This window comes from Mesorhizobium sp. PAMC28654, assembly GCF_020616515.1.
In the GTDB taxonomy this organism is placed as follows: Bacteria; Pseudomonadota; Alphaproteobacteria; order Rhizobiales; family Rhizobiaceae; genus Mesorhizobium.
On record NZ_CP085135.1, the window covers coordinates 4,098,842 to 4,124,459 of the forward strand.

The window sequence follows — 25,618 nt, forward strand, 5'->3', positions numbered from 1 at the left end:
TTTCATCCTTTCGATGGCGGACGCTGAAAGCCCTTGCCGGTCTCGAGCAGGCTCTTCAGGCTGGCCAGTACCAGCGGCCAGCCCTTGGCGACGTTCCCGATCAGCTTGTGCGGCCCGTCAGCTTCGTGGGTGACAGCAAGCTTCATCAACTCTCCGTCCTGCTCGATTGTGAAGGTGCAGCGCGTGTAGCCGTCTTCCTTTACCTCCGGCATCCACTCATTGCGCCATTTGATGACGAGGCGCCGTGGCGGGTCGATCTCGAGAATCTCGCCGCTGTCGGCGAGACGGCCGTCCGGAAGGATCAGCTTCCAGCTGGAGCCCACTTTCCACTCGCTCTCCTGATAGGAGCAGAGGAAGAACTGCCGGTTGAACTCCGGGTCGGTCAGGGCTTCCCAGAGTTTTTCGGGCGTGGTGCGGATGTAGGTCACGTAGACGAAGGCGTTGCTCATGGCTCTTCCCTTTCGAGGCGTTTCTTCAGATCGCTGAGAGCGGTCAGTCGCCCCCGTTCGAACTTGCCGATCCAGCGATCGGCGATCTCGTTGATGGGAACGGGGTTGAGGTAGTGTTCCTTCTCGCGCCCCTTGCGGATGGTGGTGACGAGGTTTGCCTCCTCCAGGATCGCCAGGTGCTTGGTCACCGCCTGGCGCGTCATGTCCATCTCCGCGCATAGCGCGTTCAGCGGCTGCCCGTTCCGCTCATGGAGGCTATCCAGCAATTGCCGGCGTGTCGGGTCGGCCAAGGCGCGAAAGACGGCATCCATGCTCATGGCTCAATATGCAACCATTTAGTTGCATGTCAAGCAATAAACCTTGCACGGCGGCACTATGGTCGTCGTTGGATGAGGTCAGCGCTTGCGGTTGAACCAGAAGGCGTCGGGCATCCTGGACATGCCGATGCGTTCGTAGAAACCGACGGCGTCGGGCACGGAGATCAGGCTGATGGCGACGGAGGGACCAAGCTGGAGCCGCGCCTCGTTCAGCAGGCCCTTGCCGATGCCAAGCCCCTGTGCCGATCCGGAAACGGCAAGTTCCGAGATATAGCAGACCCAGGAAAAGTCGGTGATGCCACGGGCAACGCCGACCAGCGGCTTGCCGGCGATATCGAGGCGGGCCGTCAGCACCAGGTTGGCGCCCGACAGCATCGTCTTCAGCCGGGCTTCGTCATCGATGGGGCGTGTCTCGCCAAGGCCGGATTCGATCAGCACGCGGCGGAACTCGGCGGCGTCGAGCGCCGGTTCGCTTGCGTACAGGATGTGGGAACGTTCAGCCATGCCAGCCAGACTGCACCAAGCAACGGCAGTTTCGAAGCTGTTTTCTCATGTGCACCGCCATGGACCAAGGCCCGACCGGGAACAGCCGCCTTTTATTTGCCCACGGCTTTGTGTAAACCGTGCGTCAGCAATCCCCTGCAACGAAGACACGGGCAAAAGCCATGGAAAAGTTCACCAAGCTCACCGGCGTCGCCGCGCCGATGCCGATCATCAATGTCGACACCGACATGATCATCCCCAAGGATTATCTGAAGACAATCAAGCGCACCGGGCTCGGCACCGGCCTGTTCGCCGAAATGCGCTACAATGACGACGGTTCGGAAAATCCGGATTTCGTGCTCAACAAGCCGGCCTACCGCAAGGCGCAGATTTTGGTCGCCGGCGACAATTTCGGCTGCGGCTCGTCGCGTGAGCACGCGCCATGGGCGCTGCTCGATTTCGGCATCCGCTGCGTTATCTCGACCTCGTTCGCCGACATCTTCTACAACAACTGCTTCAAGAACGGCGTGCTGCCGATCACCGTCAGCCCCGAGGATCTGGAGAAGCTGATGGACGACGCCTCGCGCGGTTCCAATGCGACGCTGTCGGTCGACCTCGAGACCAAAGAAATCCATGGCCCCGACGGCGGCGTGGTCAAGTTCGACCTCGACGACTTCAAGCGGCACTGCATGCTCAATGGGCTCGACGACATCGGCCTGACCATGGAGAAGGCCGGCGCCATCGCATCGTTCGAGAAGCGGAACGCCGAACAGCGCCCTTGGGCTTGAAAAGAAGCGGCCTGAAAGACGCGGCCTGAACGACAGGCCGCACCGGTGGTCGGTCTCGCGCCTGGTGAACGGAGGACTGTCATGACACGATTGCTTCTCGCTGGCGCCAGTGCACTGGTACTGATGGTCCTGCCCGCGGCGAGTGCGTTTGCGCAGTCGGCGCCGGCGCCCAACCAGCCGGCTACAGGTACGGACAATACGGCCGCCCCCGCCGACGCGGGCCAGTCGCCTATCCCGTTCGAGGGCGGGCAACTGACCATCACCCAGCCTGAGCAGGATGGCGAGAAGGTACTGGCCTTCGACGGCCAGACGCTGGCCAGCAACTACGATGTTTCCTTCGACAAGATCGTCGTCGTATCAGACGTCAAGGTGGCGCTGTTCGATGTCGGCGACGGCGGCAACCAGTGCGGGCCGGCAACGATGATCGTCTGGAAGCCGGAGGGCGGCAAGATCCAGAGCACCAAGGTCGAACAGGACGAATGCGGCGCGCCACCGGCCGCGATCTCGGACAGCGCCATCTATTTCGTGCCGTATCTTTTGCCGGGGGATTCGAAGCCGGCATTGCAATGGTCGCCCCAGAGCGGCCTTTCGACCTCGGGCAATCTCACCTACATGCCCGAACCCGGCACGCAGTGGAAGGATGTCGATCCGTCGAAATACGACAACATCATCGACGCCTTCCGCAACGAGGCCGTCTACAAGCAGGCACAGACGCTGCTCGGCAAGGACATGACCGACATGGCGACCAGCCTGCTGGTTGGCGGCGGCACCGAAAAGACCGCGTCCGGCGCTTTCTACGCCACGGGCTGCGTGCCGCATGACTGCGGTGGCAATGACGGTTTCATGGCGGTCGACCCGGCCAGCCAGAAGCTCTATTTCGCCCGGCGCGGCGACAAGCCCGAACCGGATGCCTGGCCAGCGCTGACGACATGGCCGGCCGACATCAAGGAAGCGTTCGACAAAGCGTCGGGATCGGCGAATTAACCGGCGTTTTGTTCGCGATTTACAGACGGAGGTCATGATGCGGAATCGGCGGCAAGTAACGGCAGCCGGGTTGTTTCTCGGCGGCGGTCTGCTGACACCGGCCCTCGCCCGTTCGGCTCCCTCGCCTCGGTCATCGGCGGAACAATTCGCGGCGACATTGAGCGCGGGCGATATCGACGGCTTCTCCGCGCTGTTCGCCGACACCTATGTGAATCATCAAAAAAGCGCCGCCGCGCCACCGCCAGCGAACCTCAGCCCGAAACAGGGAACGGTCGCCTTCTTCAAAGCGCGGCTGGCGGCAATGCCCGATCTCAAGGTCGCCATTGAAGTCGTGGTCGCCGACAAGGACCATGTGGCGGCGAGCTTCGTCTACAGCGGCACACACAAGGGTGACTATTTCGGCGTCGCGCCGACCGGTCGGGCACTGCGGTTCACCTCCTGTGACATTTTTCGGGTGGTGGACGGCCGCATCGTCGAGCATTGGGGCATGGGCGACATCGCGGGCGTCCTGGCGCAATTGCGCGCCTGACGATCAAGACAGCTGAAAATTCCACGAGGACATCCATGCGCAAACTGATCTCCACCGGTTCGCCCTTCGAGAAGACCGCCGGCTATTCGCGTGCCGTCGTGCAGGGCGACTGGTGCTTCGTGTCGGGGACGACCGGCTACGACTATGCGACCATGACCATGCCGGAGACGGTCGAGGCGCAGACGCGCAATTGCCTGGCGACGATCGGCAAGGCGCTGAAAGAAGGCGGTTTCGACATGGCCGACGTGGTGCGGGCGCATTACTACATCACAGATCAGGCCTTCGTGGATGTGGTCTTCCCGATCCTGGGCGAGACATTCGGCGAGATCAGGCCGGCGGCGACGATGATTGTCTGCCAGCTCAACAAGCCGGAAATGAAGATCGAGATCGAAGTGACGGCGTTGCGGCGCACGGTCTGAGGTGCGGCCATGAAAGTCCGACGCATCGTCGCCAACATCGCCACGTCGGACATCGCGGCGGCGAAGCGCTTTTACCAGGATGTGCTTGGCCTCGATCTCCAGATGGACCTTGGCTGGATCGCCACCTACGGTTCGACTGAACGAATGAGCGTGCAGATCAGTTTCGCAACCGAGGGGGGATCCGGGACGCCGGTGCCGGATCTCTCGATCGAGGTCGACGATGTCGATGCCGCGTTGCAAGGCATGAAGCAGGCCGGCTTCGCCATCGAATACGGACCGGCCGACGAGCCCTGGGGCGTGCGGCGCTTCTATGTGCGCGATCCCCTGGGCAGGCTGGTCAACATTCTCTCGCATCGGTGATGGCTTCTCGCCCCGGCTATTGACCTGCAGGCTTGCGCAGCAAGCGCTTGGCGTTTAGCAAGGCCGCGGTCGCACAGCGCCGCGCGCCTCCTTGGCGCGCAAAGGACGCTGTGCAAAATCGAAACGCAATCTTTCTGGGATGGTTTTCATGGCAACGAAGCATCTTTTCCTGCTCCCCGGCGACGGTATCGGCCCGGAGGCCATGACCGAGGTTAAGAAGCTGATCTCGGCCATGAATGACAAGCTCGGCAGCGGCTTCGTCACCGACGAGGGCCTCGTCGGCGGCTCGGCTTACGACGCGCATGGCGCGGCGATTTCCGATGCCGACATGGAAAAGGCGATGGCTGCGGATGCGGTGCTGTTCGGCGCTGTCGGCGGCCCGAAATGGGATGCCGTGCCTTATGAAGTGCGCCCGGAGGCCGGCCTGCTGCGTCTGCGCAAGGACATGGAGCTGTTCGCCAATCTGCGCCCCGCCATCTGCTATCCGGCGCTGGCGGCATCCTCCTCGCTCAAGCAGGAAGTGGTCGAAGGACTCGACATCTTGATCGTGCGCGAATTGACCGGCGGCGTCTATTTCGGCGAACCCAAGCAGATCATCGATCTCGGCAATGGCCAGAAGCGCGGCATCGATACGCAAGTCTACGACACGTTCGAGATCGAGCGTATTTCGGGCGTCGCTTTCGAGCTGGCGCGGACGCGCAAGAACCACGTCACCTCGATGGAAAAGCGCAACGTCATGAAGTCGGGCGTGCTGTGGAACGAGGTGGTCACCCAGACCCACAAGGCAAGGTACGCCGACGTCAAGCTCGACCATATGCTGGCCGATGCCGGCGGCATGCAGCTGGTGCGCTGGCCAAAACAGTTCGACGTCATCGTCACCGACAATCTGTTCGGCGACATGCTGTCCGACATCGCCGCCATGCTGACCGGCTCGATCGGCATGCTGCCGTCGGCCTCGCTCGGCGCGCCGGACCCCAAGACCAAGAAGCGCAAGGCGCTCTACGAGCCGGTGCACGGCTCGGCGCCGGACATCGCCGGCAAGGGCATCGCCAACCCGATCGCCATGATCGCGTCCTTCGCCATGTGCCTGCGCTACTCCTTCGGCATGGTTGATGAAGCCGACCGTGTGGAAAGCGCGATCGCCGCCGTGCTCGATGAAGGTCTGCGGACAAAAGACATCCTGTCCGAAGGCATGACCGAGGTCGGCACGGTTGAGATGGGCGACGCGATCATCGCCAAGTTCCTGGGCTAACGTGTAGCGGCGCGGCTCATCGGATATCGCCGGCAAGCCGCCGCAGCATGCCGACCAGTCGCGCTTCGTCTACCGGCTCGAAAAAGGCGGCATCGGCAGCCTCGACGGCGACGATGGCGCGTTGAGCGGCTGCGGCACCGGCCGTGGTGATGCGGATCACCTTGGCCCGGGAATCGTGCGGGTCGGTCTCCCGGGCGATCAATCCCTTGGCCTCGAGCCGGGCGACGACGTCAGACGTCATTTTCACCTCGGTGCCGGCCTGTGCGGCGAGCTGCACCTGGTTGGGCGGCTCGCCATTGCGCCCCAGCCACATGGCCGAGGCCAGCAGCACGAACTGGACATGTGTCAGGTCGAGCGGGGCCAGTGCCGCCGTCATGACGCGCTGCCAGCGCATGGTGGTTCGCCAGAGCAACAATCCGGGGCTCTCCGACGGCCCGCCCTTGAAGCGCGTGTCCAGGTCCTGCGGATCAGCCAAGGTTTTCAAACTCCTTTGCCCGCTCGAACAGCCTGGCCATCGAGACGTCGAAATCGCCGCTGATCTGCGGTCCGAGTTCGGGTCCAACCTCGGCCGCCGAGGGGCCGGAAATTTCAAGCCGGTGCGTGACCCGCGTGCCGCCTTCGACAGGCGTCAGAGTGTGCCGGAACAGCAGCGTCGTATCACCGAACGAAGTCTCGTCGGCATAGGTCACGTTATCGACGAGGTCGACGATGGTGGATTCGAATGTGTCCTGCCCGACCGGGGTCACCGAGACGCGGGTGCCCTTTTCGAACGGTCCGTGCAGCACGAATGTGTCGGACCCTTCATAGGTCAGGCGGCCTTCGTGCAACGCCTTGAGCGCGTCCCAGATGGCTCGCGCCGGAAGTGGGGAAATCGCGGTGTATTCATTGCTCCACATTGTCTTGGCTCCATCCCTGCCTGGTTGATCATTTAATCTGTGCACAGACTATCTGTGCGCGGATCATATTGCAAGCGGAATCTTTTGCGACGCCCATGGAGCGGTTTGCCCACCTTCGTCGTGGCTTGGCACTTGAGGAACCAAGCGGCCGGCAAGGGTTCTGCCGGCGCGGATGGCTTTCGTCCTCGCGGCAACTGTAGCATAAGGCACATATACGATCCTCATCATCCAAAGCAGGCAATGACAGTAGAGAGCTTGAATTCCATCGCGGTGACGCAAGACGAAGGGGACGCGAGGTCTCCAACGTTTGCCATCGATGCGACCGGGTTGCTGTCATGGGGTGACGGGGCGCTCGCTGGCATCCAGAGGATCGAGGATTTTCTCATCAAGGCAGCATTTGCCGACCCCGATCCCGATATCGAGGTCGTCGCGCTCAACCTTTCGAACCAGCGCTTCCGAAAACTTTACCCTTTCGAACAGAAGCGCCTGTCGGCTGACCACATCGCGCCATTTCGTGTGAGGCGATGGGCAGGATCGGCAACAGCGCTGCGGCACGCCCTCAAGGCGATACGGGATTTTCCGATGGCCAAGAGAGAGGCGGACCGTCAGCTCGCCAGCATGGCGACCAATGGCGATACGGGGCTGCGTTTCATCGCGACCAGGCTGCTTTTTCGCACCTATCGGCTCTATAGGCGAGCGCATCGGCGGTTTGGCTGGTCCAAACCCGCTGTGCCCCCTCCACCCATCGGTATCGAGCTCTCGACCGTGCTGATCAGCCACCAGGTGCTTGTTGGAGACAACAGAGCGCCCGTCTCGAACACCACCAACACCATCGCATTTCTGTGCCATGACCTCATTCCCACGATACGACCCGATCTCGTGTCACAGGGCAAACTTGAAAAGGCGTTCGGACCCAATCTGGAATCACTGGTGCGGTCCGGGGCGACAGCATTCTGCACGTCGCACGCCGCCGGTCAGATGCTGACCAGCCATATGAGCCAGGCAGGCATAAGCGTGGCCGGCCTTCATCGCTTTCCGATGCCTTCCCTTCTCCATGAAGCAGCTTCCAGACGGAACATGACCTCGCGTCTCGAAGCCAGCGAGCCATTCGTCCTCTACTGCTCGACCATCGAAGTGCGCAAGAACCACATCATGCTGGCCAGGATCTGGCAGCAGGCGCGTGAAGAGGGGGTCAAGCTGCCGAAGCTGATCTGCGTCGGGCGACGGGGCTGGATGATCGAGGAGCTGGAGGCCTATCTGAAGTCCCATCCGGAGTTGGCCCAGTCGATCGTGTTTACCGGGCCGATCAGTGACGATGATCTTATAGGCTATTATCGCACCGCGTCTTTTGGGGTCTTTCCCTCGCATATCGAGGGCTGGGGTTATGCGGCCTCGGAATGCCTCGACTTCGGTGTCCCGGTCATCGTGTCGACGACGCCGTCCCTGATCGAGGCGACAGGAGGCTTAATGCCGGCGATCGATTCGACCGATCAGGCAGGTTGGTACGCGGCAATCCGCAGGATGTCCGAGGACAAGGCCTGGCATGCTTCGCTGTCGGACAGCATTGCCCGACAGCATCGACCGACGTCCGTGGCGGCCAGCTGGGCGGCGATCAAGGCCGGTTTGCAAGCGACCGGGACAAGCGCGGGACCTCAGCGAAAATAGCGGGGAGCCGAAGCGAAGCGCAGGCTTGTCACTCCGGCCGCTTCCTCGGCTTCTTGTGCTTTGGCGGTCCGGCCTTGTCGAATTTCGGCTTGCCCGGTTTTGCCCAAGGTGTTGCCTCGCTGGCGGCGGCGGGGCGCGGGTCGGCCGACGGAGCGCGCTTCTCGAACTTCGGCTTTGGGGCGTTCTGGTCAAACGGCCGCTTGCCGCGATGCGGCTTCTTGTCCGGCTGTGGCGGCTGATAGCCCGCTCTCGACAGATCGGGCGTGCCTTCCAGCCGCTTGACCCTGATGTTGTCCTGCAGCTTGCGGTCGGGACCGATCGCGGCAAGGAACCGGTCGGCCCAGTCAGCGGCGATCTGCACGAAGGTTTCTTCCTGCTGCATCTTGATGGCGCCGATCTCGCGCTTGCTGATGCCGCCGGTGCGGCACAGCATCGGGATCAGCCAGCGCGGTTCGGCATTCTGCCTGCGTCCCACCGAGACCGAGAACCAGACGCTGTCGCCGAAATCGTCACGGCGGCTTGGCGCCTCGTCGCGATGCGCGAATTTTTCGCCTGCCAGTTTCTCACGCGAAGGCGTGAACGGCGCGACATCCATGAGGTCCTCGGGTGCCGAGCGGCTGGCACGGCACAGCCGCACGAAGGCCGCCGCCACCTGTTCGGCGCCGTGCCGTTCGATAAGCTCGCCGACAAAACCGCGCTCATCATCCTTCAAGGGTTCGCTGAGGGTCGGATCGGCGAGGATGCGCTCGTCGTCGCGGCGCAGCACGTCGTCGGCCGAAGGCGGGGCGGCCCACGTCGCCTTGAGACCGGCGTTCTGCAGAAGGCGCTCGGTGCGCTTGCGGGCGCTGTTGGGCACGATCAGCGCACTGACGCCCTTGCGTCCGGCGCGTCCGGTTCGTCCGCTGCGATGCAGAAGCGTCTCCGGATTGGTCGGCAGATCGGCATGAACGACGAGTTCGAGATTGGGCAGGTCGATGCCGCGCGCCGCGACATCGGTGGCGATGCAGACCTTGGCGCGGCCGTCGCGCATCGCCTGCAGCGCATGGCTGCGCTCGTTCTGGCTAAGCTCGCCCGAGAGCGCGACCACAGAGAAGTTACGGTTGTTGAAGCGCGCGGTCAGATGGTTGACGGCGGCACGCGTGTTGCAGAACACCAGCGCGTTCTTGGCTTCGTAGTAGCGCAGCACGTTGATGATGGCGTTCTCGCGATCGGGGTGCGCGACGCTCAGCGCTCGATACTCGATGTCGAGATGCTGCTTTTCCTCGCCGCCGGCCGAAATGCGCACGGCATTGCGCTGGTAGCCCTGGGCCAGCGTGGCGATGGAGCGCGGCACGGTGGCCGAGAACATCAGAGTGCGGCGCGCGGCCGGTGCCGCGTCCAGGATGAATTCGAGGTCTTCGCGAAAGCCGAGATCGAGCATCTCGTCGGCCTCGTCGAGGACGACCGCCCTCAGCGCCGACATGTCCAGCGAGTGCCGCGTGATGTGGTCGCGCAGGCGGCCGGGTGTGCCGACGACAATATGGGCGCCGCGCTCCAGCACGCGCCGTTCGCTGCGCATGTCCATGCCGCCGACGCAGGACGCCACGGTGGCGCCGGTCATCTCATAGAGCCATTCCAGTTCGCGCGTCACCTGCAGGGCAAGCTCGCGGGTCGGTGCCACGGCCAGCGCCAGGGGTGCGGCGGCCTGGGAGAAGCGCTCCGCGCCGTCGAGAAGGGTCGGCGCCAGCGCAAGGCCGAAGGCCACCGTCTTGCCGGAGCCGGTCTGCGCTGAAACCAGCGCGTCGGCTTGCCCGAGTTCAGGAGCCAGAACAGCCTTCTGGACTGGCGTCAGTTCGGAATAGCCGCGTTTTTCCAGCGCTTTTGCCAGCGCTGGGACAATGCCATCAATGTTGATCATCTTCGTCTTTCGGATTTCGAGGGCCTGCGCGCCCGGCAATGGATCGTCCATCCGTGAGCGCATGCCGAGGCCAGACGCACTGCCAGCCAAACAATTCCGCCGTTCCTACTTCGCGCGGCCCCCATTGTACAGGGCATGCGCGTAAACCTTGCGCGCGGCGCGATTGACTCTTTTGGCAAACCGCGTAAAAGCCGGCTCCGAACAGGACAGCTTCGATGCGCGGCCTTCCAATGGCGCCTTTTGCATTCGACTTCCCCGGCCATGGCAGCATGGTTTCCGGCGAAGCGAAGTGTGTTTGCCTGCATTCGACCAAAATCACGGCCAAAACGACCACTAAAACGGTCTGATCTCCCTTGGCCTGCTCGCCCTCTCCCCGGGTCCGGCCCGGGGGCGAGACCCGCACCGGCCGGCGGGTTTCTCCAAAAACGAGCGGAGAGGGACAGGAGATTTTTCGATGGGTTTCAAGGTTGCAGTCGTAGGCGCCACGGGCAATGTGGGCCGGGAAATGCTCAACATACTGGAAGAGCGCGGCTTTCCAGTGAGCGAAGTTGTGGCGCTCGCCTCGCGGCGCAGCCAGGGTACCGAAGTGTCGTTTGGCGACCGCACGCTGAAGGTCAGGACACTCGACCAGTATGATTTCTCCGACACCGACATCTGCATCATGTCGGCGGGCGGAAACGTCTCCAAGGAGTGGTCGCCCAAGATCGGCAAGCAGGGCTGCGTCGTCATCGATAATTCGTCGGCCTTCCGCTACGACCAGGACGTGCCGCTGATCGTGCCGGAAGTGAACCCGGACGCGATCTCGCTGTTCACGCGCAAGAACATCATCGCCAACCCGAATTGCTCGACGGCGCAGCTGGTGGTGGCGTTGAAGCCGCTGCACGACTTCGCCACCATCAAGCGCGTTGTCGTCGCCACCTACCAGTCGGTGTCGGGCGCCGGCAAGGAAGGCATGGACGAGCTGTTCACGCAGACGCGTGCCGTGTTCGTCGCCGATGGCGTCGAGGTCAAGAAGTTCACCAAGCGCATCGCCTTCAACGTCATTCCGCATATCGACGTCTTCCTTGACGACGGCTCCACCAAGGAAGAGTGGAAGATGGTGGCCGAGACCAAGAAGATGCTCGACCCCAAGATCAAGCTGACGGCGACCTGCGTGCGCGTGCCGGTGTTCATCGGCCATTCGGAAGCGGTCAACATCGAGTTCGAAAAGCCGATCACCGCCGACGAGGCGCGCGACATCCTGCGCGAAGCGCCGGGCTGCCAGGTCTTGGACAAGCGCGAGGACGGCGGCTACATCACGCCGCTGGAATCGGCCGGCGAGGACGCCACCTTCATCTCGCGCATCCGCGAGGATTCGACCATCGACAATGGCCTGTCGATGTGGATCGTCTCCGACAATCTGCGCAAGGGTGCAGCGCTCAACGCGGTGCAGATCGCCGAACTGCTGGTCGAGCGTGGGCTGATCCAGCCGAAGAAGAAGGCGGCTTGATTCTCGCTCACGGGCCGCACCGCCGCTAGCGCGGCTGGCCCTGCGCGGGCGCGCCGGACGGCCGGCGGCCCGCAGTCGCGGGCTCGGCCTTTGGCCGAAGCATTTCTTCTCCCCGTTTACGGGGAGAAGGTGCCGGCAGGCGGATGAGAGGCAGCACCGCCTCTGATGTGAAACGACCATGAGCGATACCGCCAAAGTCTTGCTGCGCCCGGCCGCCGGCTCGGACGCCGCTGCTATCGCAAAAATCATGCGGGCAGCCCTTGGCTCGCTCGACTGGATGCCGGTCATCCACACGCCAGCCGAGGATCTCGCCTTCATCCGTGATATCGTGCTGCGACAGCAGCAGGTTACGGTCGCCCAGACCGGCGAGAAGATTGTCGGCTTCATCGCTGTCAGTGGCGATTGGGTGGAACAGCTCTATCTCGATCCGGCCTGGACAGGCCAAGGCATCGGCAGCCGGTTGCTGATGGACGCGACCGCGTTCCTGTCGGCGGTGAAACTCCATTGTTTCCAAGCTAACACCGGCGCGCGGCGCTTCTACGAACGCCACGGGTTCCGTGCGGAGTCCTTCGGCGACGGTACGGCCAATGAGGAGGGCTTGCCTGATATCCTCTTTGTCCGCAGGTGCTGACGCCTACTCAGGCCCGGCTCTCCACCGCCAGTCCCTGCAACAACTCCATCGCGTCTTCCGCGCGGTCGGCCGGAACAAACAGGTGGTCGTGGTAGAAGGCCGAGACCGGATTGACGCCCATGCCGGCGGTGGCCAGCCGCGTGGTGATGGCGGCGAGGAAGCCGACCGCTTCCAGCGACGAATGGATGTTCAGCGTCACCATGCGGCAGCGGAATGTTGCCTGCAGACCGGCGGCCTTTGCCTCTCCCTCGCGCAAGATGAGCGTGGTGCCTTCGCGCTCGCGAAACAGCATCATCGGTTCGAGGCCTGCCGGTTGAGCAACGCCAGGCGCCAGCGTGGCGAAGACATATACGTCAGGGAGCAATTCGGGTGTCATCGACCCCAGCAGCTTTTTCAGATCGGTCTCGCCGGTCATTGTTTCCCTCGGCTGTTGCCTTGACGGAAGATTGCAGCAGCTTCTGTCATGCCTTTCAATATCGGTGCCGGCTGCCCTGCGATAGTCCGGCCGGTTCGTTGCGCGCACGACATGGCGGTGTCGTTGACGGCTGAGCTTGCGCATCCATCGCATCGCACAATAGATGTGGTTGAGGACCAGCGCCGGTCCGTGAAAGGCTCTCGATGATCGTTCGCCCGCGCCCTACCTTCCTGCAGCTGTTCTTTGTCATGCGCGGTTCGGTGGTGCCGCGCATCCTGCCGCAGATCCTGGGCTTTGCGGTTTATTCCGTGGTCATCCTTCTCGTGGCGGGCCAGTTCCATCTCGATTTCAGCGTCTTCAACATCACGCCCTTCGGCCTGGTGGGCGTCACGCTGTCCATCTATCTCTCGTTTCGCAACAACGCCGCCTACGACCGCTGGTGGGAGGCGCGCAAGCTGTGGGGTGCGCTGGTCTTCGAAATCCGTAATCTTGCCCGTGCCACGACCAGCCTTGTCCCAGACCGGACCGAACAGCGCGCGCTGCTCATGGAGTCGCTTGCCTTCTGCCATTTCCTGCGCGGGCAATTGCGCAAGATTGACAGCATCAAGGACGCCCGCGCCTTCATCGCTGCCGAAGCGGAGACGGCCGCGACCTTCGCCAACCCGGCGGACGAGATGGTCAGGCGCATGGGCCGGCGCGCCAATGCGCAGCGCAAGGCAGGCGAGCTCGACTCGATCGGCTTTCGTATCCTGGATGAAAGGCTGGCATCGATGTCAGCCATCCAGGCCGGCTGCGAGCGGATCGCCGGCACGCCATTGCCCTTCGCCTATACGCTGCTGGTGCATCGCACGGCCTATATCGTCTGCCTGCTCCTGCCCATCGGCCTGATCTCGACCACCGGTTGGGCGACGCCGCTGTTCACCGCGCTGATCGCCTACACCTTCTTCGGCCTCGACGCGCTTTCGGAAGAGCTCGAGGATCCGTTCGGCACCGAAGCCAATGACCTCGCCCTCGATGGCCTGTGCAGGGTCTGCGAAATCTCGGTGTTCGAGGCACTGGGCGAGACGCCGCCGAAAATGATCGCGGCCGAGAAGTTCTATTTTTCCTAAACAGGATTTGTCCGGTTCTTTGCCGTCTAGCATCAAAAAGAATCCGCGCCATGTCGGAACGCGCCCCTGTGCTACGTCCTTGGTCTGACCTGGCGAAGACGGCCAGTGCTCGAACCAATCGGAGGGGAACCCAATGAGTATTTCTGAAACCGCGCCCGTCTCGTCTGGCGCATTGTGGACCGGCCGCGTGCTGAGTGGCCTCATCGTGCTGTTCATGATTTTCGACGGCGTTATCAAACTGCCGCCGCTCGATGTCGTCACCCAGACCATGACGCTGATCGGCTGGCCCGCTGACCCCAGTGTCGCTCGGCTGCTCGGCGTCATCGGGTTGGTCTCAACCGCGCTTTATGCGGTGCCGCGCACGTCGGTGCTCGGCGCCATCCTGCTCACCGCCTATATGGGCGGCGCCATCGCCACCCATATGCGCATCGGCAGTCCGCTGTTTTCGCACACGCTGTTCGGCGTTTATCTCGGCATCATCCTGTGGGCCGGCCTGTTCCTGCGCGATCCCAGGGCGCGCGCGCTGATCCCGTTCTCTCGTTAAGATCGAAGGATAGAAAGATGTTCATCACCATTGCTGTCATCCTGCTTGTCCTGATCGCCGCCTTGCTCATCTACGCCGCGACAAGGCCGGATGGTTTCGTCACCACCCGCACGGCCAACATCAAGGCCCCGCCGGAAGCGATCTTTCCGCTGATCAACGATTTCAGCCGCTGGCCCACATGGTCGCCCTACGAGAAGCTCGACCCGAGCATGAAGCGCACGCTTTCCGGTGCCGAAAGCGGCAAGGGCGCCGCATATGCCTGGGAAAGCAATGGCAAGGCAGGAAAGGGACGCATGGAAATCATCAACTCGGCGCCGTCCTCGCTGGTATCGCTCAAGCTCGATTTCGAGAAGCCGTTCAGGGCCAACAACACGGTCGACTTTACCCTCACGCCGTCTGGCGACGGCACCAGTGTCACCTGGGCGATGCGCGGCAGCCGGCCCTTCATCGCCAAGCTGATGGGCGTGTTCATGAACTTCGACACTCTCATCGGCAAAGACTTCGAAGCAGGTCTCGCCAATCTGAAGGGTCTTGCCGAACAGTGAGACGTGACGGCCACGGCAGGGTTCTTCAGCAAACGAGGTTGATGGCTATCGGCAACGCGGAAATCGCCCGGCCGGGCGTGGTCGGCATGAAGCTCAATCGGAAAAGGCGATCCTCTCCCGTTGAGAAAAGGTTAATCGGCGTCATCATTGCCCCGAGTGGATCAAATTTGGTATTCGTGCGTTGTTGGCGCGAGGCGGGTGGATGCCTTTTCCGTTCGAGAGGAACGATAATGAAGAAAATGATGCTTTTGATGGCCCTTCTGGTACCGCTTGGGGCCTGCTCGCAAACGGAACGCGGGGCGACAATCGGCGGACTGGGCGGTGCCGCGGTCGGCGCCGCGGTGGCAGGAAATCCGGTTGAAGGCGCCGTGATCGGCGGTGCGGTTGGTGCCGTAGCCGGCGCGATCATCGGGCGGGCGAGCGAACGAGGCGAGTGCCGTTATCGCGGTCGCGATGGTCGTCCATACGTTGCCCATTGCCCGCGCGGGTCAAACTATTGGTAGGCGATGTCCAGGCCATGAATTCGAGATAGCAAAACGGCGGGCAAAGGCCCGCCGTTTTCGTAAATGCCAAGCCATGATCCCGAAAAGCTGAAACCGGTTCGAGATCATGGTCGTGGATTCCGGATTACTCCGCGGTGGCGGCTTCCGCCGGTGCGGCTGCCGCGGCTGCAACAGCGGCGGCGGCATCTTCCTGCGCCTTCTTCAGCAGGGCGGCGCGTTCCTGCGCCTTCTTGCCCGGCTCTGCCTTGTTCGGGTTGGAGCGGGCGTCGCGCTTGGCAATGCCGGCTTCGTCGAGGAAGCGGAGCACGCGGTCGGTCGGCTGGGCACCGTGCGAGAGCCAATGCTTGACGCGGTCGGCGTCGACCTTGACGCGTTCGCCATCCTTGGGCAGCAGCGGGTTCCACGAGCCGAGCGCCTCGATGAAACGGCCGTCGCGGGGCGAACGGGCGTCGGCAACGACGACGTGGTAGTAGGGACGCTTCTTCGAGCCCGCGCGGGCCAGTCGGATTTTCAGTGGCATTTCTTTTCTCCTAAAAACTCTGATTTCGTTGATTGGGTTTCAGTTGGTCTTGGCCACGCCGTTGGAAGCGGCGATCTGTTCGTGGTGGCGGATCACTTCGCGGACGACGAAGTTGAGGAATTTTTCCGCGAAATCCGGGTCGAGATGGGCATCTTTCGCCAGTTGCCGAAGACGTGCGATCTGCTGCTGCTCGCGCGCCGGGTCGGCCGGGGGCAGACCATGCGTCGCCTTCAGCACGCCAACCGCCTTGGTGCAGCGGAAGCGCTCGGCCAGCATGTGGATGAGCGCGGCGTCGATGTTGTCGATCGAGGCGCGATAGTCGGCCAGGATGATGCGTGCGTCGGCCATGTCCTTCTCTTCGTTCATCGCGTCCTCACTTCTTCTTGCCGAGACCGGGCAAACCGCCGCCCATGCCGGGCAGGCCCGGGAGTTTCATGCCGCCGGGCAATCCGGGCAGGCCACCGCCTCCTGGAAGACCACTGGGCAAGCCCTTCATGCCGCCGATGCCGGCCGCCTGTGCCTGCTTCTGCAGCGCTTCGAGCTGTTTCGGGTCCATCTTCGAAAGGTCGGGCATGCCACCGCCCATCATGCCACCCATGCCGCCGGGCATCATGCCGCCGAGGCCCATCTTGGAGGCGAGGCCGCCCATCATGCCACGCATGAGGCCGCCGCCTTTGCCCTTGCCGCCCATCGCCTTCATCATGTCGGCCATGCCGCGATGCATCTTGAGCAGCTTGTTGATCTCGGCCGCGTCGGTGCCGGAGCCAGCGGCGATGCGCTTCTTGCGCGAATGCTTGAGTACGTCCGGGTTGGCGCGCTCGGCCTTGGTCATCGACGAGATGATGGCGAGCTGGCGGCCGAACATCTTGTCGTCGAGGCCGGCCGCGGCCATCTGGTCCTTCATCTTGCCCATGCCCGGCATCATGCCCATGATGCCGCCCATGCCGCCCATCTTCGACATCTGCTGAAGCTGGCCGGCGAGGTCGTTCAGGTCGAACTTGCCCGACTGCATCTTCTTGGCCATCGCCGCCGCCTGCTCGGCGTCGATGTTTTCGGCAGCCTTTTCGACGAGGCTGACGATGTCGCCCATGCCGAGGATGCGGTCGGCGATGCGCTTGGGATGGAACTCTTCCAGCCCGTCCATCTTCTCGCCGGTACCGATCAGCTTGATCGGCTTGCCGGTGACGGCGCGCATGGACAATGCGGCGCCGCCACGGCCGTCGCCGTCCATGCGGGTCAGCACCAGGCCGGTGATGCCGACGCGCTCGTCGAAGCTCTTCGCCAGATTGACGGCGTCCTGGCCGGTCAACGAATCGGCGACCAGCAGGATTTCGTGTGGGCTCGACACCTTCTTGATGTCGGCCATCTCGACCATCAGCGGCTCGTCGATATGGGTGCGGCCGGCGGTGTCGAGGATGACGACGTCGTGGCCGCCAAGCTTGGCCGCCTGAACGGCGCGGCGGGCGATGTCGACCGGCGTCTGGCCCTCGATGATAGGCAGCGTGGCGACCTTGACCTGCTCGCCGAGCTGGCGAAGCTGCTCCTGCGCCGCGGGACGCCGTGTGTCGAGCGAGGCCATCAGAACCTTCTTGTTCTGACGCTCGGAAAGGCGTTTGGCGATCTTGGCCGAAGTCGTCGTCTTGCCGGAGCCCTGCAGGCCGACCATCATGATGACGACGGGAGCCGGGGCATTGAGGTCGATGGCGACGCCCTCGGCGCCCAGCATCTCGACCAGTTCGTCATGGACGATCTTGACGACCATCTGACCGGGCTTGATCGACTTCACCACGGCGGCGCCGACGGCCTTCTCGCGCACCTTGTCGGTGAAGGAACGCACAACTTCCAGCGCGACGTCGGCTTCGAGCAGCGCACGGCGCACCTCGCGCAGCGCTGCCGAGACATCAGCCTCCGACAGGGCGCCGCGGCCGGTCAGGCCGTTCAGGATCGAACCAATACGTTCCTGTAGTGATTCAAACATTCGTTTTCCTTTTCCCTGGCACCCGGATGGTGCCCGAGAGGTAATGCGTTCGCGTCAAGTCGCCAAGCAAAAGCCAAAACCAAAAAGCACCCGGGGGCGCTCAGCGCTGCCGGGTGTTGGCCTCCAGGATCGATTTACAGCACCCGCCTCGAAGAGGCTTCGGCATCCTGGTCGGTTTGCTCAGAGTGATACTCGTCGCGGAATTCGGGGCGTGTAGACAGGAAATCGGCCGCGGAGTCAAGGTCCGGGCCAAATACGGCACCGGGCAGTGGCATGCCTCACGCGCTTTCTCCAGGTCGCGCCCTGTCCGGTTCGACCTTCAGCGGCGAGCGCGGATGCAGCAGCAGCAGGACGGTCAGCAGGCTGGAGACGATGCCGATCGGCGCAATGAGAACTGCGTCCAGCGTCGTCCAACCGGGGCCTTCCAGCGGCTTGGCATTGAACAGGGCGAAGGAATTGTAGCTTTCCTGATGCGATATCAGCAGAAATCCAGTCAGATTGTTGCCCAGATGAACGCCGAATGCCGCACCGAGATTGCCGGTGGCATAGACCAGGAGCGTCAAAAGCAGCGCGAAGGCGGCGATCGAGGCCAGCACGCTGGTGTTGATGGCGGCTGATGAGCTTGAACTCCAGTGCAGGGAGGTGAACAGCAGCCCCGGCACCAGCGCCCAGATGAAGGGGCTTTTGAAGCGGTTGGCCAGGCCTCTCAGCAAGTAGCCCCGAAACAAGGCTTCTTCCGACGACGTCTGCAGCAGGGTCAACGCTACGATCGGGATCAGGAACAGCAGCCAGGTCGACAGGCTTATCGCGCCGCGCGCGATCTCGGGCTGCAGCAGATAGAGCAGGATCTCGGACAGCAGCGACGTGATCAGCACCGCCACCAATCCCTTGAGGAATCCAGATCGCGAAACACGGCGGCTGGCACCGACAAGTGCTGCCAGCGGTTCGCCATGGACCCAGCGCATGGCAATCCAGAGGCCGAGCCAGATGCCGGCGAAGGTGGCGAGCGCGGTGAGGATGCCCTGAGGTGAAGCGAGGAAATTCTGGACCGCTCCGCCTGAGAGCGGCGAGCCGCCGATCGATGCCTGCCAGATGACATAGAAATAGGTGCCGCCCAACAAAACGGCCATGGTCATGCCGACCCAGAGCGCGACGGTGATCGCCGTGCCAAACAACAGGCGGGGCAGGGTGGTCCAGTCGTTCGGGGACTGCCGGTAGCGTTCGAAGGCGGTTGGATCGATCGTCACGCGGCTTCCCTGGCGATTACCTTGGATTGGATTCTCGAGTGTCGGTCTACGGGATCGATGCTTTTCAGGCAATCATTCAAGCCAAGGTCTATTCATTGCGTCAAAAGCTGGTGAACGAAGGCCAGCTTCCGTGCCGTGACGTCCGAGATGATGAAGGGATAGAGGTCGGGCAAGCCCATGCAGCGATTGATGGAGTTGGAGGCTTCGGACAGCACCAGCCAGCGTGCGAGGATTTTTTCGAAGGGCTCCGGGGTGGCCGATGGTTCGGAAGGCGCCGCCTGCAGTCCGCCGCCCGTATCACCCCGAGGCAAGGCTTCGGCTTCCACCGTCTCCAGCCGGCCGAGCGGGAAATTCAACGCATACACCATTTCCAGCGTGTCGGTGATGTGCAGATGGTGCGCCCAGGTCTCGGCCCAGTCCTCCCAGGGGTGCGACGTGGCATAGGCCGAGATATGCTCCTGTTGCCAGTCGGGCGGCGCGCCATTGGCATAGTGGTTCTTCAGCGCCTGTTCGTAATCGGCGCGTTCGTCGCCGAACAGGGCGCGGAAGGCTTCCAGCCTTTCCGGATCGTCGCGGATCAGGCGATCCCAGTAGTAGTGGCCGAGTTCGTGGCGGAAATGGCCGAGCAGCGTGCGGTAATTCTCGCCCATCTCGACGCGTCGCTTTTCGCGCTCGGCCGAGTCGGCCTCGGCGACATTGAGCGTTATCAACCCGTTGTCGTGCCCGGTCAGGATGCGCTCGCCGCCCGGCCCGCCGCCGATCGGATCGGCGAGCAGGTCGAAGGCAAGGCCGATCTCGTCGCCGGGGTTCTGCTTGGGCGCGACGGGCAGGCCGAAGGCGAGCAGCGAATAGATGGCGCGTTTCTTCGCCGCCTCGACGCGGATCCAGCGGCGACGGTTGCCGTCAACGGAGAGATCCGGGATGAGCTGGTTCAGCTGGCATGCGCGGCAGAAGGCTTGGCCGGGTTCAGCGACCCAGTTGCAGGCGCATTCCTCGGCATTGGTGCATTGGAAAATGCCGACGGTGCCCGACAATACAAAGCGCGCGTCCTCGGGATGATAGAGCACCGTGCTGGAGCAATTCAGGCACTGGGCGTTTTCGAAGTAGAGGCGATGGCCGCAATGCGGGCAGTCGAAAAGCTTCATCGATATCTCACATCACCAAATGCGGCGTAACGGGCGCGGCAGATGTCGCCTCGCCCCAACGCCCGGCATCGGCCGGCGTTCCACGATCTGCTCACGCCATTTTGTCCCAGGCTGGGGCAACGATACATCTTGCCACAATAAGTACTCGATCGTAGGCGAGGGCTCTCGCATTCGCCAGCATGGCGCCATGGCGCGTAACGACTTCTTAACCGTGACAAGCGAGCGTTTCGCTGGCAAATTCGATTTCAGGGACGTGACTCAGGCAACCAGGAGACTAGGGATGGCATTTCTTGCCAAGGGAAAGATTTTTGCGGCCGCCGCCTTGGCGGTGTTCGCGATGGCGACAGGCACCCAGGCGGCGCCCAGCTGTGGCAAAACCGGCGCCGGCTTCGACGCCTGGAAGCCGGGGTTCGCCGCCGAGGCCAAGGCCGAAGGTGTAGGCCCCAAGGGGCTGGCCGCCCTGGATGGCGCCACCTACGCGACAAAGACGATCTCCGTCGACCGCGGCATTCACAAGGCTTTCAGTGGCTCGGTGGAAGATTTCATGAAGCGCCGTGGCGGGGCAGCGATCATTTCCAAGGGTCGTTCGCTGAAGAAGTCGAACGCGGCGCTGTTCAGTCAGATCGAGAGCACCTACGGTGTGTCGCCGGGTGTGCTGCTCGCCATCTGGGGAATGGAGACCGGCTTCGGTTCCGCCATGGGCAACCAGAATACGGTGTCCGCCATTCTGACGCTTGCATATGATTGCCGCCGTCCGGAGTTCTTTCACCCGCATGCCATTGCAGCCCTGAAGCTGGTTGATCGCGGCGCGTTGACCGCCTCGTCCGTCGGCGCCGCGCATGGCGAGATTGGCCATACGCAGTTCCTGCCCGGGAATGTCTTGAAGTATGGGGTGGGCAGCGGAAACCTGCGCGACAAGGCCACGGCGTTGGCATCCACCGCCAACTTCCTCAAGGGTCATGGCTGGCAGAGGGGTGCGAGCGCGCAGGCCAATATTGGCGCCATTGCCGGCTGGAATGACGCGAGCGTCTATCAGCAGGCCATCGCCCGCATCGCCACGGCGATCGACGCCAACTGATAGAAATCTCCATATGACTGAAAAGCCCGGCCATGCGCCGGGCTTTTTTGTTTTTGGAGCAGGGTCAAAACCCAATTCCTCGGAACGATCTCATCGCATCACTTTCTCTAATGCGCGTAGCCGCTCAACGGGCATTTCTGGGAAGCGGGAATCTGGAAGGTACCGTCAAAACCGTTGCAGATACGGAACCTGGACGTCCGCGGCGGCGGGGCTTGCGTGGCCATGGCCGCCTTTGACTTGCCCTTGATGACCATCCAGATTTCGGTCGGTAGGTCGAGCTGCAAGGCGTTTATGTCGGAGTAGCTGAGTCGTCCGCTGCGCATGCCTTCGGCGATACGCTGGCAGAATAGGGCTGGCATGCGCTCCTTCGACACGCCCATGAAAGAGGTGATGTCGTGCTTGAGCGTGATGTCCCATGCCATGACTTCATTGATGCACCCGCCCAAATCAGGCTTCGGCGCGCGCTTCGCAGTTGCCTGGGAGGACTGACATGCCGTCAAGACGACGAACGTCGCAAGTAGAAGAGAAATTGTGTTTTTCACCGTAAGACCCCCCAATCCCGCAGGAGAAGTTAGATGAAGCCGCCAAAAGGTCAAAGGGGAACCTGTTCGAGCCGGTTCAATTTCAACTATATTAGAAACACCAAATAGAAACCCGGCGTCGTAGCCGGGTTTCTTGATCCGCTTTTGCTCTGACGGGTTAGCCAAGTAGCAAACCCAATATTCGGATATCAACCCTTACGGCTGCGCGCCGCGAGCGTCCGCAGCCGCAGCGCGTTGAGGCGGATGAAGCCGGCGGCATCCTTCTGGTCGTAGGCGCCACGGTCGTCCTCGAAGGTGACCAGTGCGTCGGAATAGAGCGTCTTCTTCGACTTGCGGCCGGTGACGATGACATTGCCCTTGTAGAGTTTCAGCCGCACCGTGCCTTCGACGTCGTCCTGGCTCTTGTCGATCATCGCCTGCAGCATGAGGCGCTCGGGCGCGAACCAGAAGCCGTTGTAGATGAGTTCGGCATAGCGTGGCATGAACTCGTCCTTGAGGTGGGCGGCACCCCGGTCGAGCGTGATCGATTCAATCGCACGGTGGGCTGATATCAGGATGGTGCCGCCGGGTGTCTCGTAGACGCCGCGCGATTTCATGCCGACGAAGCGGTTCTCGACCAGGTCGAGCCGGCCGATGCCGTTGTCGCGGCCGAGATCGTTGAGCGCGGCCAGCATGGTTGCCGGCGACAGTTTCTTGCCGTTGAGCGCGATCGGATCGCCCTTCAGGAACTCGATCTCGATCTCTGTGACGACGTCCGGCGCATCCATCGGCGAAACAGTGCGCTGATGGACGAATTCCGGCGGCTCGTTCCACGGGTCTTCCAGCACCTTGCCCTCGGAGGACGAGTGCAGGAGGTTGGCGTCGACGGAGAACGGTGCGTCACCCTTCTTGTCCTTGGGGACGGGAATCTGGTGCTGCTCGGCGAAATTGATCAGGTCGGTGCGCGACTTGAACGACCAGTCGCGCCATGGCGCGATGACCTTGATGTCGGGGTTCAGCGCATAGGCGGATAGCTCGAAACGAACCTGGTCGTTGCCCTTGCCGGTGGCGCCGTGCGCAATCGCGTCGGCACCGGTTTCCTTGGCGATCTCGACCAGATGCTTCGAAATCAGCGGCCGGGCGATCGAGGTGCCGAGCAGATAGGTGCCTTCATAGACGGCGTTGGCGCGGAACATCGGGAAGACGAAATCAGCAACGAATTCCTCGCGGACATCGACGATGCGGATGTCCTTGATGCCCATCATCTCGGCCTTGAGGCGCGCCGGCTCCAGTTCTCCACCCTGGCCGAGGTCGGCGGTGAAGGTGACGACTTCGGCGCCGAGTTCGGTCTGCAGCCATTTCAGGATGATGGATGTGTCGAGGCCACCCGAATAGGCGAGCACGACTTTCTTGACGTCTTTTCCCTTGGACATTTTTACCCCGTCGATGAGGGACGCCCCAAAAAGGCGTCGCGGATTGTCGCAGCGCCTTTTAGCAGGAACGGCAAAGCGAGCAAGCGCGCGCGACACCTGACGTCTGATCCAGCGTGTGGTTGGTTGGCGACAGCCTGGCGGCGTGGCGAGGCGATCCAGGCAAACAACCTGCTACAATCAAGGGCTGCATTTGCCTGCAGCATTTAATCAAGTTTTCACGCCCCGCTGCTAACAATGAGGCCAAAGCTGTGCCGGCGGCGTGCCGAAGCTGCTTTGCCCGATCTCACGGGCACTCTCAGGCTTGGGCCGTTCTTGATGCGCGTTATATCCTGTATCGTCACGGAGCATAATCTGTGGCTCGTCCTCCTGGCGGCGCTGATGTGCGTCACCGGTTCATGGGTGACGATTGGTCTCCTCGACCGCACCAGGAAAACCGCGGGCGTGCAGATGAAGGGCTGGCTGTTCCTGACCGCCGTCGCCGCGGGCTCCTCGATCTGGTGCACGCATTTCATCGCCATGCTCGCCTACCAGCCCGGTGCGCCGATCACATTCGATCCCATTCTCACCATGGTGTCGCTGGTCATGGCTGTTGCCGGAACCGGAGTGGGCTTCACCATTGCCTCTGACAAAAGCCGGCGTCTCGCCCCGGAATGGGGCGGGTGTGTTGTCGGGCTGGCGATCTCGGCCATGCACTATACCGGCATGATGGCCTACCACGTTGCCGGGATCGTCGAATGGGACCTTGGCTATGTCGCGGCGTCGCTGGTCATTTCAATGGCCTTTTCAGCTGCCGCTATTGGCCAGGCCATACGCCGGCCCTACCGTCGGGCGCAGTATGTCGGCATCGGACTGCTCGTGCTGGCGATCGTCGGCCTCCATTTCACGGGGATGGCGGCGGTGGCGGTGACGCCGATGTCCTTCATCAGCACGGGCACCAATCCCGAAATCCTCGTGGCGATGGCTGTCGCCGTCGCCGTCGTTGGCCTGATTGTCGCCGCGACCGGTTTCGCCAGCTATCTGATCGACGAGCGCGGGCGGCTGGAGAGCTTCGAGCGGCTCCAGCATCTGGCGCTCAACGATTCGCTCACCGGCCTTGCCAACCGCGTCAGTTTCAACGATCGCCTCGACCATGAGATCGAGCGGGCGCGGGAAGACGAGGAGACGATGACGGCGGTCATCGTGATCGACCTCGACCGCTTCAAGGAGATCAATGATCTGAGGGGCCACGCAGCGGGCGACCAAGCGCTGAAGATCGTTGCCAGAAGACTGGCAAAGCTGACTGGAGAAGGGGAATTCGTTGCTCGCCTGGGCGGCGACGAGTTTGCCGCGATCAAACGCTTCAAGGACCAGAACGACCTTCTCGGCTTGGTCTCGCGCTTGGAAAAATCATTGTTCCAGCCGCTGCGGATCGACGATTTCGAAATCGCCACGGGAGCCAGCATCGGCGTCGCCGTCTATCCTCGAGACGGCGATGATCGGGAAAGGCTGGTCAGCAACGCCGACCTTGCCATGTATCGGGCCAAGAACGACATGTCGCGGGCCGTCTGTTTCTACGAATCCAACATGGATGAGACGGCGCGTGCGCGGCGTGCGTTGGCCATCGACCTTCGGCAGGCGGTCGAGCGTGGCGAGCTTTCCCTCCACTATCAGGTGCAGACTTCGGTTTCGACCGGTGCCGTCTGTGGTTACGAGGCGCTGCTGCGCTGGACGCATCCCGAACGCGGCATGATCGCGCCCACCGACTTCATCCCGATCGCTGAAGAAAACGGGTCGATCCTTGCAATCGGCGAATGGGTGCTGCGGACCGCATGCCGCGAGGCGGCGTCGTGGGACAACAACTACAAGATCGCCGTCAACCTGTCGCCAGTGCAGTTCGCCCACGCCGATCTTGCCAAGCTGGTTCACCACATCCTGATTGAAACCGGCCTTTCTCCCAATCGGCTGGAGCTGGAGCTCACCGAATCGACCATCGTCGCCGACAAGTTCCGCACGCTGCATGTCCTTCGCCAGATCAAGGCGCTGGGCGTCACGATCGCGATCGACGATTTCGGCACGGGCTATTCGTCACTGGATACATTGCGCTCGTTTCCCTTCGACAAGATCAAGCTCGACCGATCCTTCATGGCCGATGTCGAGCGCAGCCCGCAGGCCAAGGCGATCATTCGAGCGGTGCTGACGCTGGGGCGCAGCCTGGACATCCCGGTGCTTGCCGAGGGTGTCGAGACGCATGTCCAGCTCGCCATCCTGCAAGTCGAGGGTTGCAACGAGGCGCAGGGCTATTTCCTGGGCCGCCCGCAGCCGATCGATCAGATCCTGCTGGCGGGGGTGGCGGATAGCCGCCGCGTCCCGCATGACCTGGTCCCTGGCGAGCGACCCAGGATAAGCGTGAGGCGGTAGAGCCGTTCATCGTTTCACGGAAAC

General features: G+C 62.5%; 29 protein-coding genes. 15 read left to right on the forward strand and 14 right to left on the reverse strand.

Going from position 1 to position 25,618, the window contains the following annotated elements; all coding sequences use genetic code 11:
* Window positions 1-2: 2 nt before the first annotated feature.
* From LGH82_RS20020 to LGH82_RS20030, 3 genes are all read right to left on the reverse strand, one after another.
* Window positions 3-449 carry an SRPBCC family protein gene (locus tag LGH82_RS20020; RefSeq protein WP_227344390.1) on the reverse strand — a complete coding sequence of 149 codons (447 nt, stop codon included), beginning with the start codon at window positions 447-449 and terminating at the stop codon, window positions 3-5.
* On the reverse strand, window positions 446-760 hold the full coding sequence (locus tag LGH82_RS20025) for an ArsR/SmtB family transcription factor (protein ID WP_227349640.1): 315 nt from the start codon (window positions 758-760) through the stop codon (window positions 446-448). The genes LGH82_RS20020 and LGH82_RS20025 overlap by 4 nt, the downstream gene beginning before the upstream one ends.
* Window positions 761-844: 84 nt before the next feature.
* Window positions 845-1,270 carry a GNAT family N-acetyltransferase gene (locus LGH82_RS20030; protein WP_227344391.1) on the reverse strand — a complete coding sequence of 142 codons (426 nt, stop codon included), beginning with the start codon at window positions 1,268-1,270 and terminating at the stop codon, window positions 845-847.
* A 161-nt stretch (window positions 1,271-1,431) separates the two neighbouring features.
* Here LGH82_RS20030 and leuD point away from each other — a divergent pair, with 161 nt between their 5' ends.
* From leuD to leuB, 6 genes are all read left to right on the forward strand, one after another.
* Window positions 1,432-2,037 (forward strand): 3-isopropylmalate dehydratase small subunit, encoded by a 606-nt coding sequence (gene leuD, locus LGH82_RS20035; protein WP_227344392.1) that lies wholly within the window; start codon window positions 1,432-1,434, stop codon window positions 2,035-2,037.
* Window positions 2,038-2,118: 81 nt separating this feature from the next.
* On the forward strand, window positions 2,119-3,021 hold the full coding sequence (locus tag LGH82_RS20040) for a hypothetical protein (RefSeq protein WP_227344393.1): 903 nt from the start codon (window positions 2,119-2,121) through the stop codon (window positions 3,019-3,021).
* A 34-nt stretch (window positions 3,022-3,055) separates the two neighbouring features.
* A complete protein-coding gene (locus LGH82_RS20045; RefSeq protein WP_227344394.1) occupies window positions 3,056-3,550 on the forward strand; it encodes an ester cyclase in 495 nt (164 codons plus the stop codon).
* Window positions 3,551-3,585: 35 nt separating this feature from the next.
* A complete protein-coding gene (locus LGH82_RS20050; protein ID WP_227344395.1) occupies window positions 3,586-3,969 on the forward strand; it encodes a RidA family protein in 384 nt (127 codons plus the stop codon).
* Between the two features lie 9 nt (window positions 3,970-3,978).
* Window positions 3,979-4,329, forward strand: coding sequence for a VOC family protein (locus tag LGH82_RS20055; RefSeq protein WP_227344396.1), 351 nt, complete (start codon window positions 3,979-3,981; stop codon window positions 4,327-4,329).
* Window positions 4,330-4,477: 148 nt separating this feature from the next.
* A complete protein-coding gene (gene leuB / locus LGH82_RS20060) occupies window positions 4,478-5,581 on the forward strand; it encodes a 3-isopropylmalate dehydrogenase (protein WP_227344397.1) in 1,104 nt (367 codons plus the stop codon).
* A gap of 16 nt (window positions 5,582-5,597) precedes the next feature.
* Here leuB and LGH82_RS20065 read toward each other — a convergent pair whose 3' ends face one another.
* On the reverse strand, window positions 5,598-6,056 hold the full coding sequence (locus tag LGH82_RS20065; RefSeq protein ID WP_227344398.1) for a MarR family winged helix-turn-helix transcriptional regulator: 459 nt from the start codon (window positions 6,054-6,056) through the stop codon (window positions 5,598-5,600).
* Complete coding sequence (locus LGH82_RS20070; protein ID WP_227344399.1) at window positions 6,049-6,477, reverse strand: polyketide cyclase; 429 nt, start codon at window positions 6,475-6,477, stop codon at window positions 6,049-6,051. Before LGH82_RS20070 ends, LGH82_RS20065 begins: the two co-directional genes overlap by 8 nt.
* Window positions 6,478-6,717: 240 nt before the next feature.
* On the opposite strand from LGH82_RS20070, the gene LGH82_RS20075 reads away from it, so the two are divergent.
* Window positions 6,718-8,142 carry a glycosyltransferase gene (locus tag LGH82_RS20075; RefSeq protein ID WP_227344400.1) on the forward strand — a complete coding sequence of 475 codons (1,425 nt, stop codon included), beginning with the start codon at window positions 6,718-6,720 and terminating at the stop codon, window positions 8,140-8,142.
* Between the two features lie 28 nt (window positions 8,143-8,170).
* Here the strand turns inward: LGH82_RS20075 and LGH82_RS20080 are convergent, their stop codons facing one another.
* Entirely contained in the window at window positions 8,171-10,039 is a 1,869-nt protein-coding gene (locus LGH82_RS20080; RefSeq protein ID WP_227344401.1) for a DEAD/DEAH box helicase, read from the reverse strand.
* Window positions 10,040-10,493: 454 nt separating this feature from the next.
* Between LGH82_RS20080 and LGH82_RS20085 the strand changes: the two genes are divergently transcribed.
* Window positions 10,494-11,528, forward strand: a complete 1,035-nt coding sequence (locus LGH82_RS20085; RefSeq protein WP_227344402.1) for an aspartate-semialdehyde dehydrogenase — start codon at window positions 10,494-10,496, stop codon at window positions 11,526-11,528.
* Window positions 11,529-11,706: 178 nt separating this feature from the next.
* Complete coding sequence (locus tag LGH82_RS20090; RefSeq protein WP_227344403.1) at window positions 11,707-12,159, forward strand: GNAT family N-acetyltransferase; 453 nt, start codon at window positions 11,707-11,709, stop codon at window positions 12,157-12,159.
* 7 nt (window positions 12,160-12,166) lie between these two features.
* On the opposite strand, the gene LGH82_RS20095 is transcribed toward LGH82_RS20090, so the two are convergent.
* On the reverse strand, window positions 12,167-12,574 hold the full coding sequence (locus tag LGH82_RS20095) for an ACT domain-containing protein (protein ID WP_227344404.1): 408 nt from the start codon (window positions 12,572-12,574) through the stop codon (window positions 12,167-12,169).
* A 203-nt stretch (window positions 12,575-12,777) separates the two neighbouring features.
* Between LGH82_RS20095 and LGH82_RS20100 the strand changes: the two genes are divergently transcribed.
* From LGH82_RS20100 to LGH82_RS20115, 4 genes are all read left to right on the forward strand, one after another.
* Window positions 12,778-13,683: a bestrophin family protein gene (locus LGH82_RS20100; RefSeq protein WP_227344405.1), complete on the forward strand. Its 906-nt coding sequence runs from the start codon at window positions 12,778-12,780 to the stop codon at window positions 13,681-13,683.
* A 133-nt stretch (window positions 13,684-13,816) separates the two neighbouring features.
* Window positions 13,817-14,227: a DoxX family protein gene (locus LGH82_RS20105; protein ID WP_227344406.1), complete on the forward strand. Its 411-nt coding sequence runs from the start codon at window positions 13,817-13,819 to the stop codon at window positions 14,225-14,227.
* A 17-nt stretch (window positions 14,228-14,244) separates the two neighbouring features.
* Entirely contained in the window at window positions 14,245-14,772 is a 528-nt protein-coding gene (locus LGH82_RS20110; RefSeq protein WP_227344407.1) for an SRPBCC family protein, read from the forward strand.
* A gap of 230 nt (window positions 14,773-15,002) precedes the next feature.
* Window positions 15,003-15,275: a YMGG-like glycine zipper-containing protein gene (locus LGH82_RS20115; protein ID WP_227349641.1), complete on the forward strand. Its 273-nt coding sequence runs from the start codon at window positions 15,003-15,005 to the stop codon at window positions 15,273-15,275.
* A 124-nt stretch (window positions 15,276-15,399) separates the two neighbouring features.
* On the opposite strand, the gene rpsP is transcribed toward LGH82_RS20115, so the two are convergent.
* From rpsP to LGH82_RS20140, 5 genes are all read right to left on the reverse strand, one after another.
* Window positions 15,400-15,795 (reverse strand): 30S ribosomal protein S16, encoded by a 396-nt coding sequence (gene rpsP / locus LGH82_RS20120; RefSeq protein ID WP_227344408.1) that lies wholly within the window; start codon window positions 15,793-15,795, stop codon window positions 15,400-15,402.
* A gap of 39 nt (window positions 15,796-15,834) precedes the next feature.
* Window positions 15,835-16,161, reverse strand: a complete 327-nt coding sequence (locus LGH82_RS20125; RefSeq protein ID WP_227344409.1) for a chorismate mutase — start codon at window positions 16,159-16,161, stop codon at window positions 15,835-15,837.
* A gap of 7 nt (window positions 16,162-16,168) precedes the next feature.
* Window positions 16,169-17,773 carry a signal recognition particle protein gene (gene ffh, locus LGH82_RS20130; protein WP_227344410.1) on the reverse strand — a complete coding sequence of 535 codons (1,605 nt, stop codon included), beginning with the start codon at window positions 17,771-17,773 and terminating at the stop codon, window positions 16,169-16,171.
* 278 nt (window positions 17,774-18,051) lie between these two features.
* Window positions 18,052-19,020: a CPBP family intramembrane glutamic endopeptidase gene (locus LGH82_RS20135; protein WP_227344411.1), complete on the reverse strand. Its 969-nt coding sequence runs from the start codon at window positions 19,018-19,020 to the stop codon at window positions 18,052-18,054.
* 92 nt (window positions 19,021-19,112) lie between these two features.
* The gene (locus LGH82_RS20140; protein WP_227344412.1) at window positions 19,113-20,165 is read right to left on the reverse strand and encodes a putative zinc-binding metallopeptidase; all 1,053 of its coding nucleotides are present in this window, start codon (window positions 20,163-20,165) and stop codon (window positions 19,113-19,115) included.
* Between the two features lie 280 nt (window positions 20,166-20,445).
* On the opposite strand from LGH82_RS20140, the gene LGH82_RS20145 reads away from it, so the two are divergent.
* Entirely contained in the window at window positions 20,446-21,243 is a 798-nt protein-coding gene (locus LGH82_RS20145) for a lytic transglycosylase domain-containing protein (protein WP_227344413.1), read from the forward strand.
* Window positions 21,244-21,350: 107 nt separating this feature from the next.
* On the opposite strand, the gene LGH82_RS20150 is transcribed toward LGH82_RS20145, so the two are convergent.
* Together LGH82_RS20150 and LGH82_RS20155 are read right to left on the reverse strand one after the other, a co-directional pair.
* The gene (locus tag LGH82_RS20150) at window positions 21,351-21,785 is read right to left on the reverse strand and encodes a hypothetical protein (RefSeq protein WP_227344414.1); all 435 of its coding nucleotides are present in this window, start codon (window positions 21,783-21,785) and stop codon (window positions 21,351-21,353) included.
* Window positions 21,786-21,973: 188 nt separating this feature from the next.
* On the reverse strand, window positions 21,974-23,197 hold the full coding sequence (locus LGH82_RS20155) for an argininosuccinate synthase (protein ID WP_227344415.1): 1,224 nt from the start codon (window positions 23,195-23,197) through the stop codon (window positions 21,974-21,976).
* A gap of 315 nt (window positions 23,198-23,512) precedes the next feature.
* On the opposite strand from LGH82_RS20155, the gene LGH82_RS20160 reads away from it, so the two are divergent.
* Window positions 23,513-25,594, forward strand: a complete 2,082-nt coding sequence (locus LGH82_RS20160; protein ID WP_227344416.1) for a putative bifunctional diguanylate cyclase/phosphodiesterase — start codon at window positions 23,513-23,515, stop codon at window positions 25,592-25,594.
* Window positions 25,595-25,618: the final 24 nt, after the last annotated feature.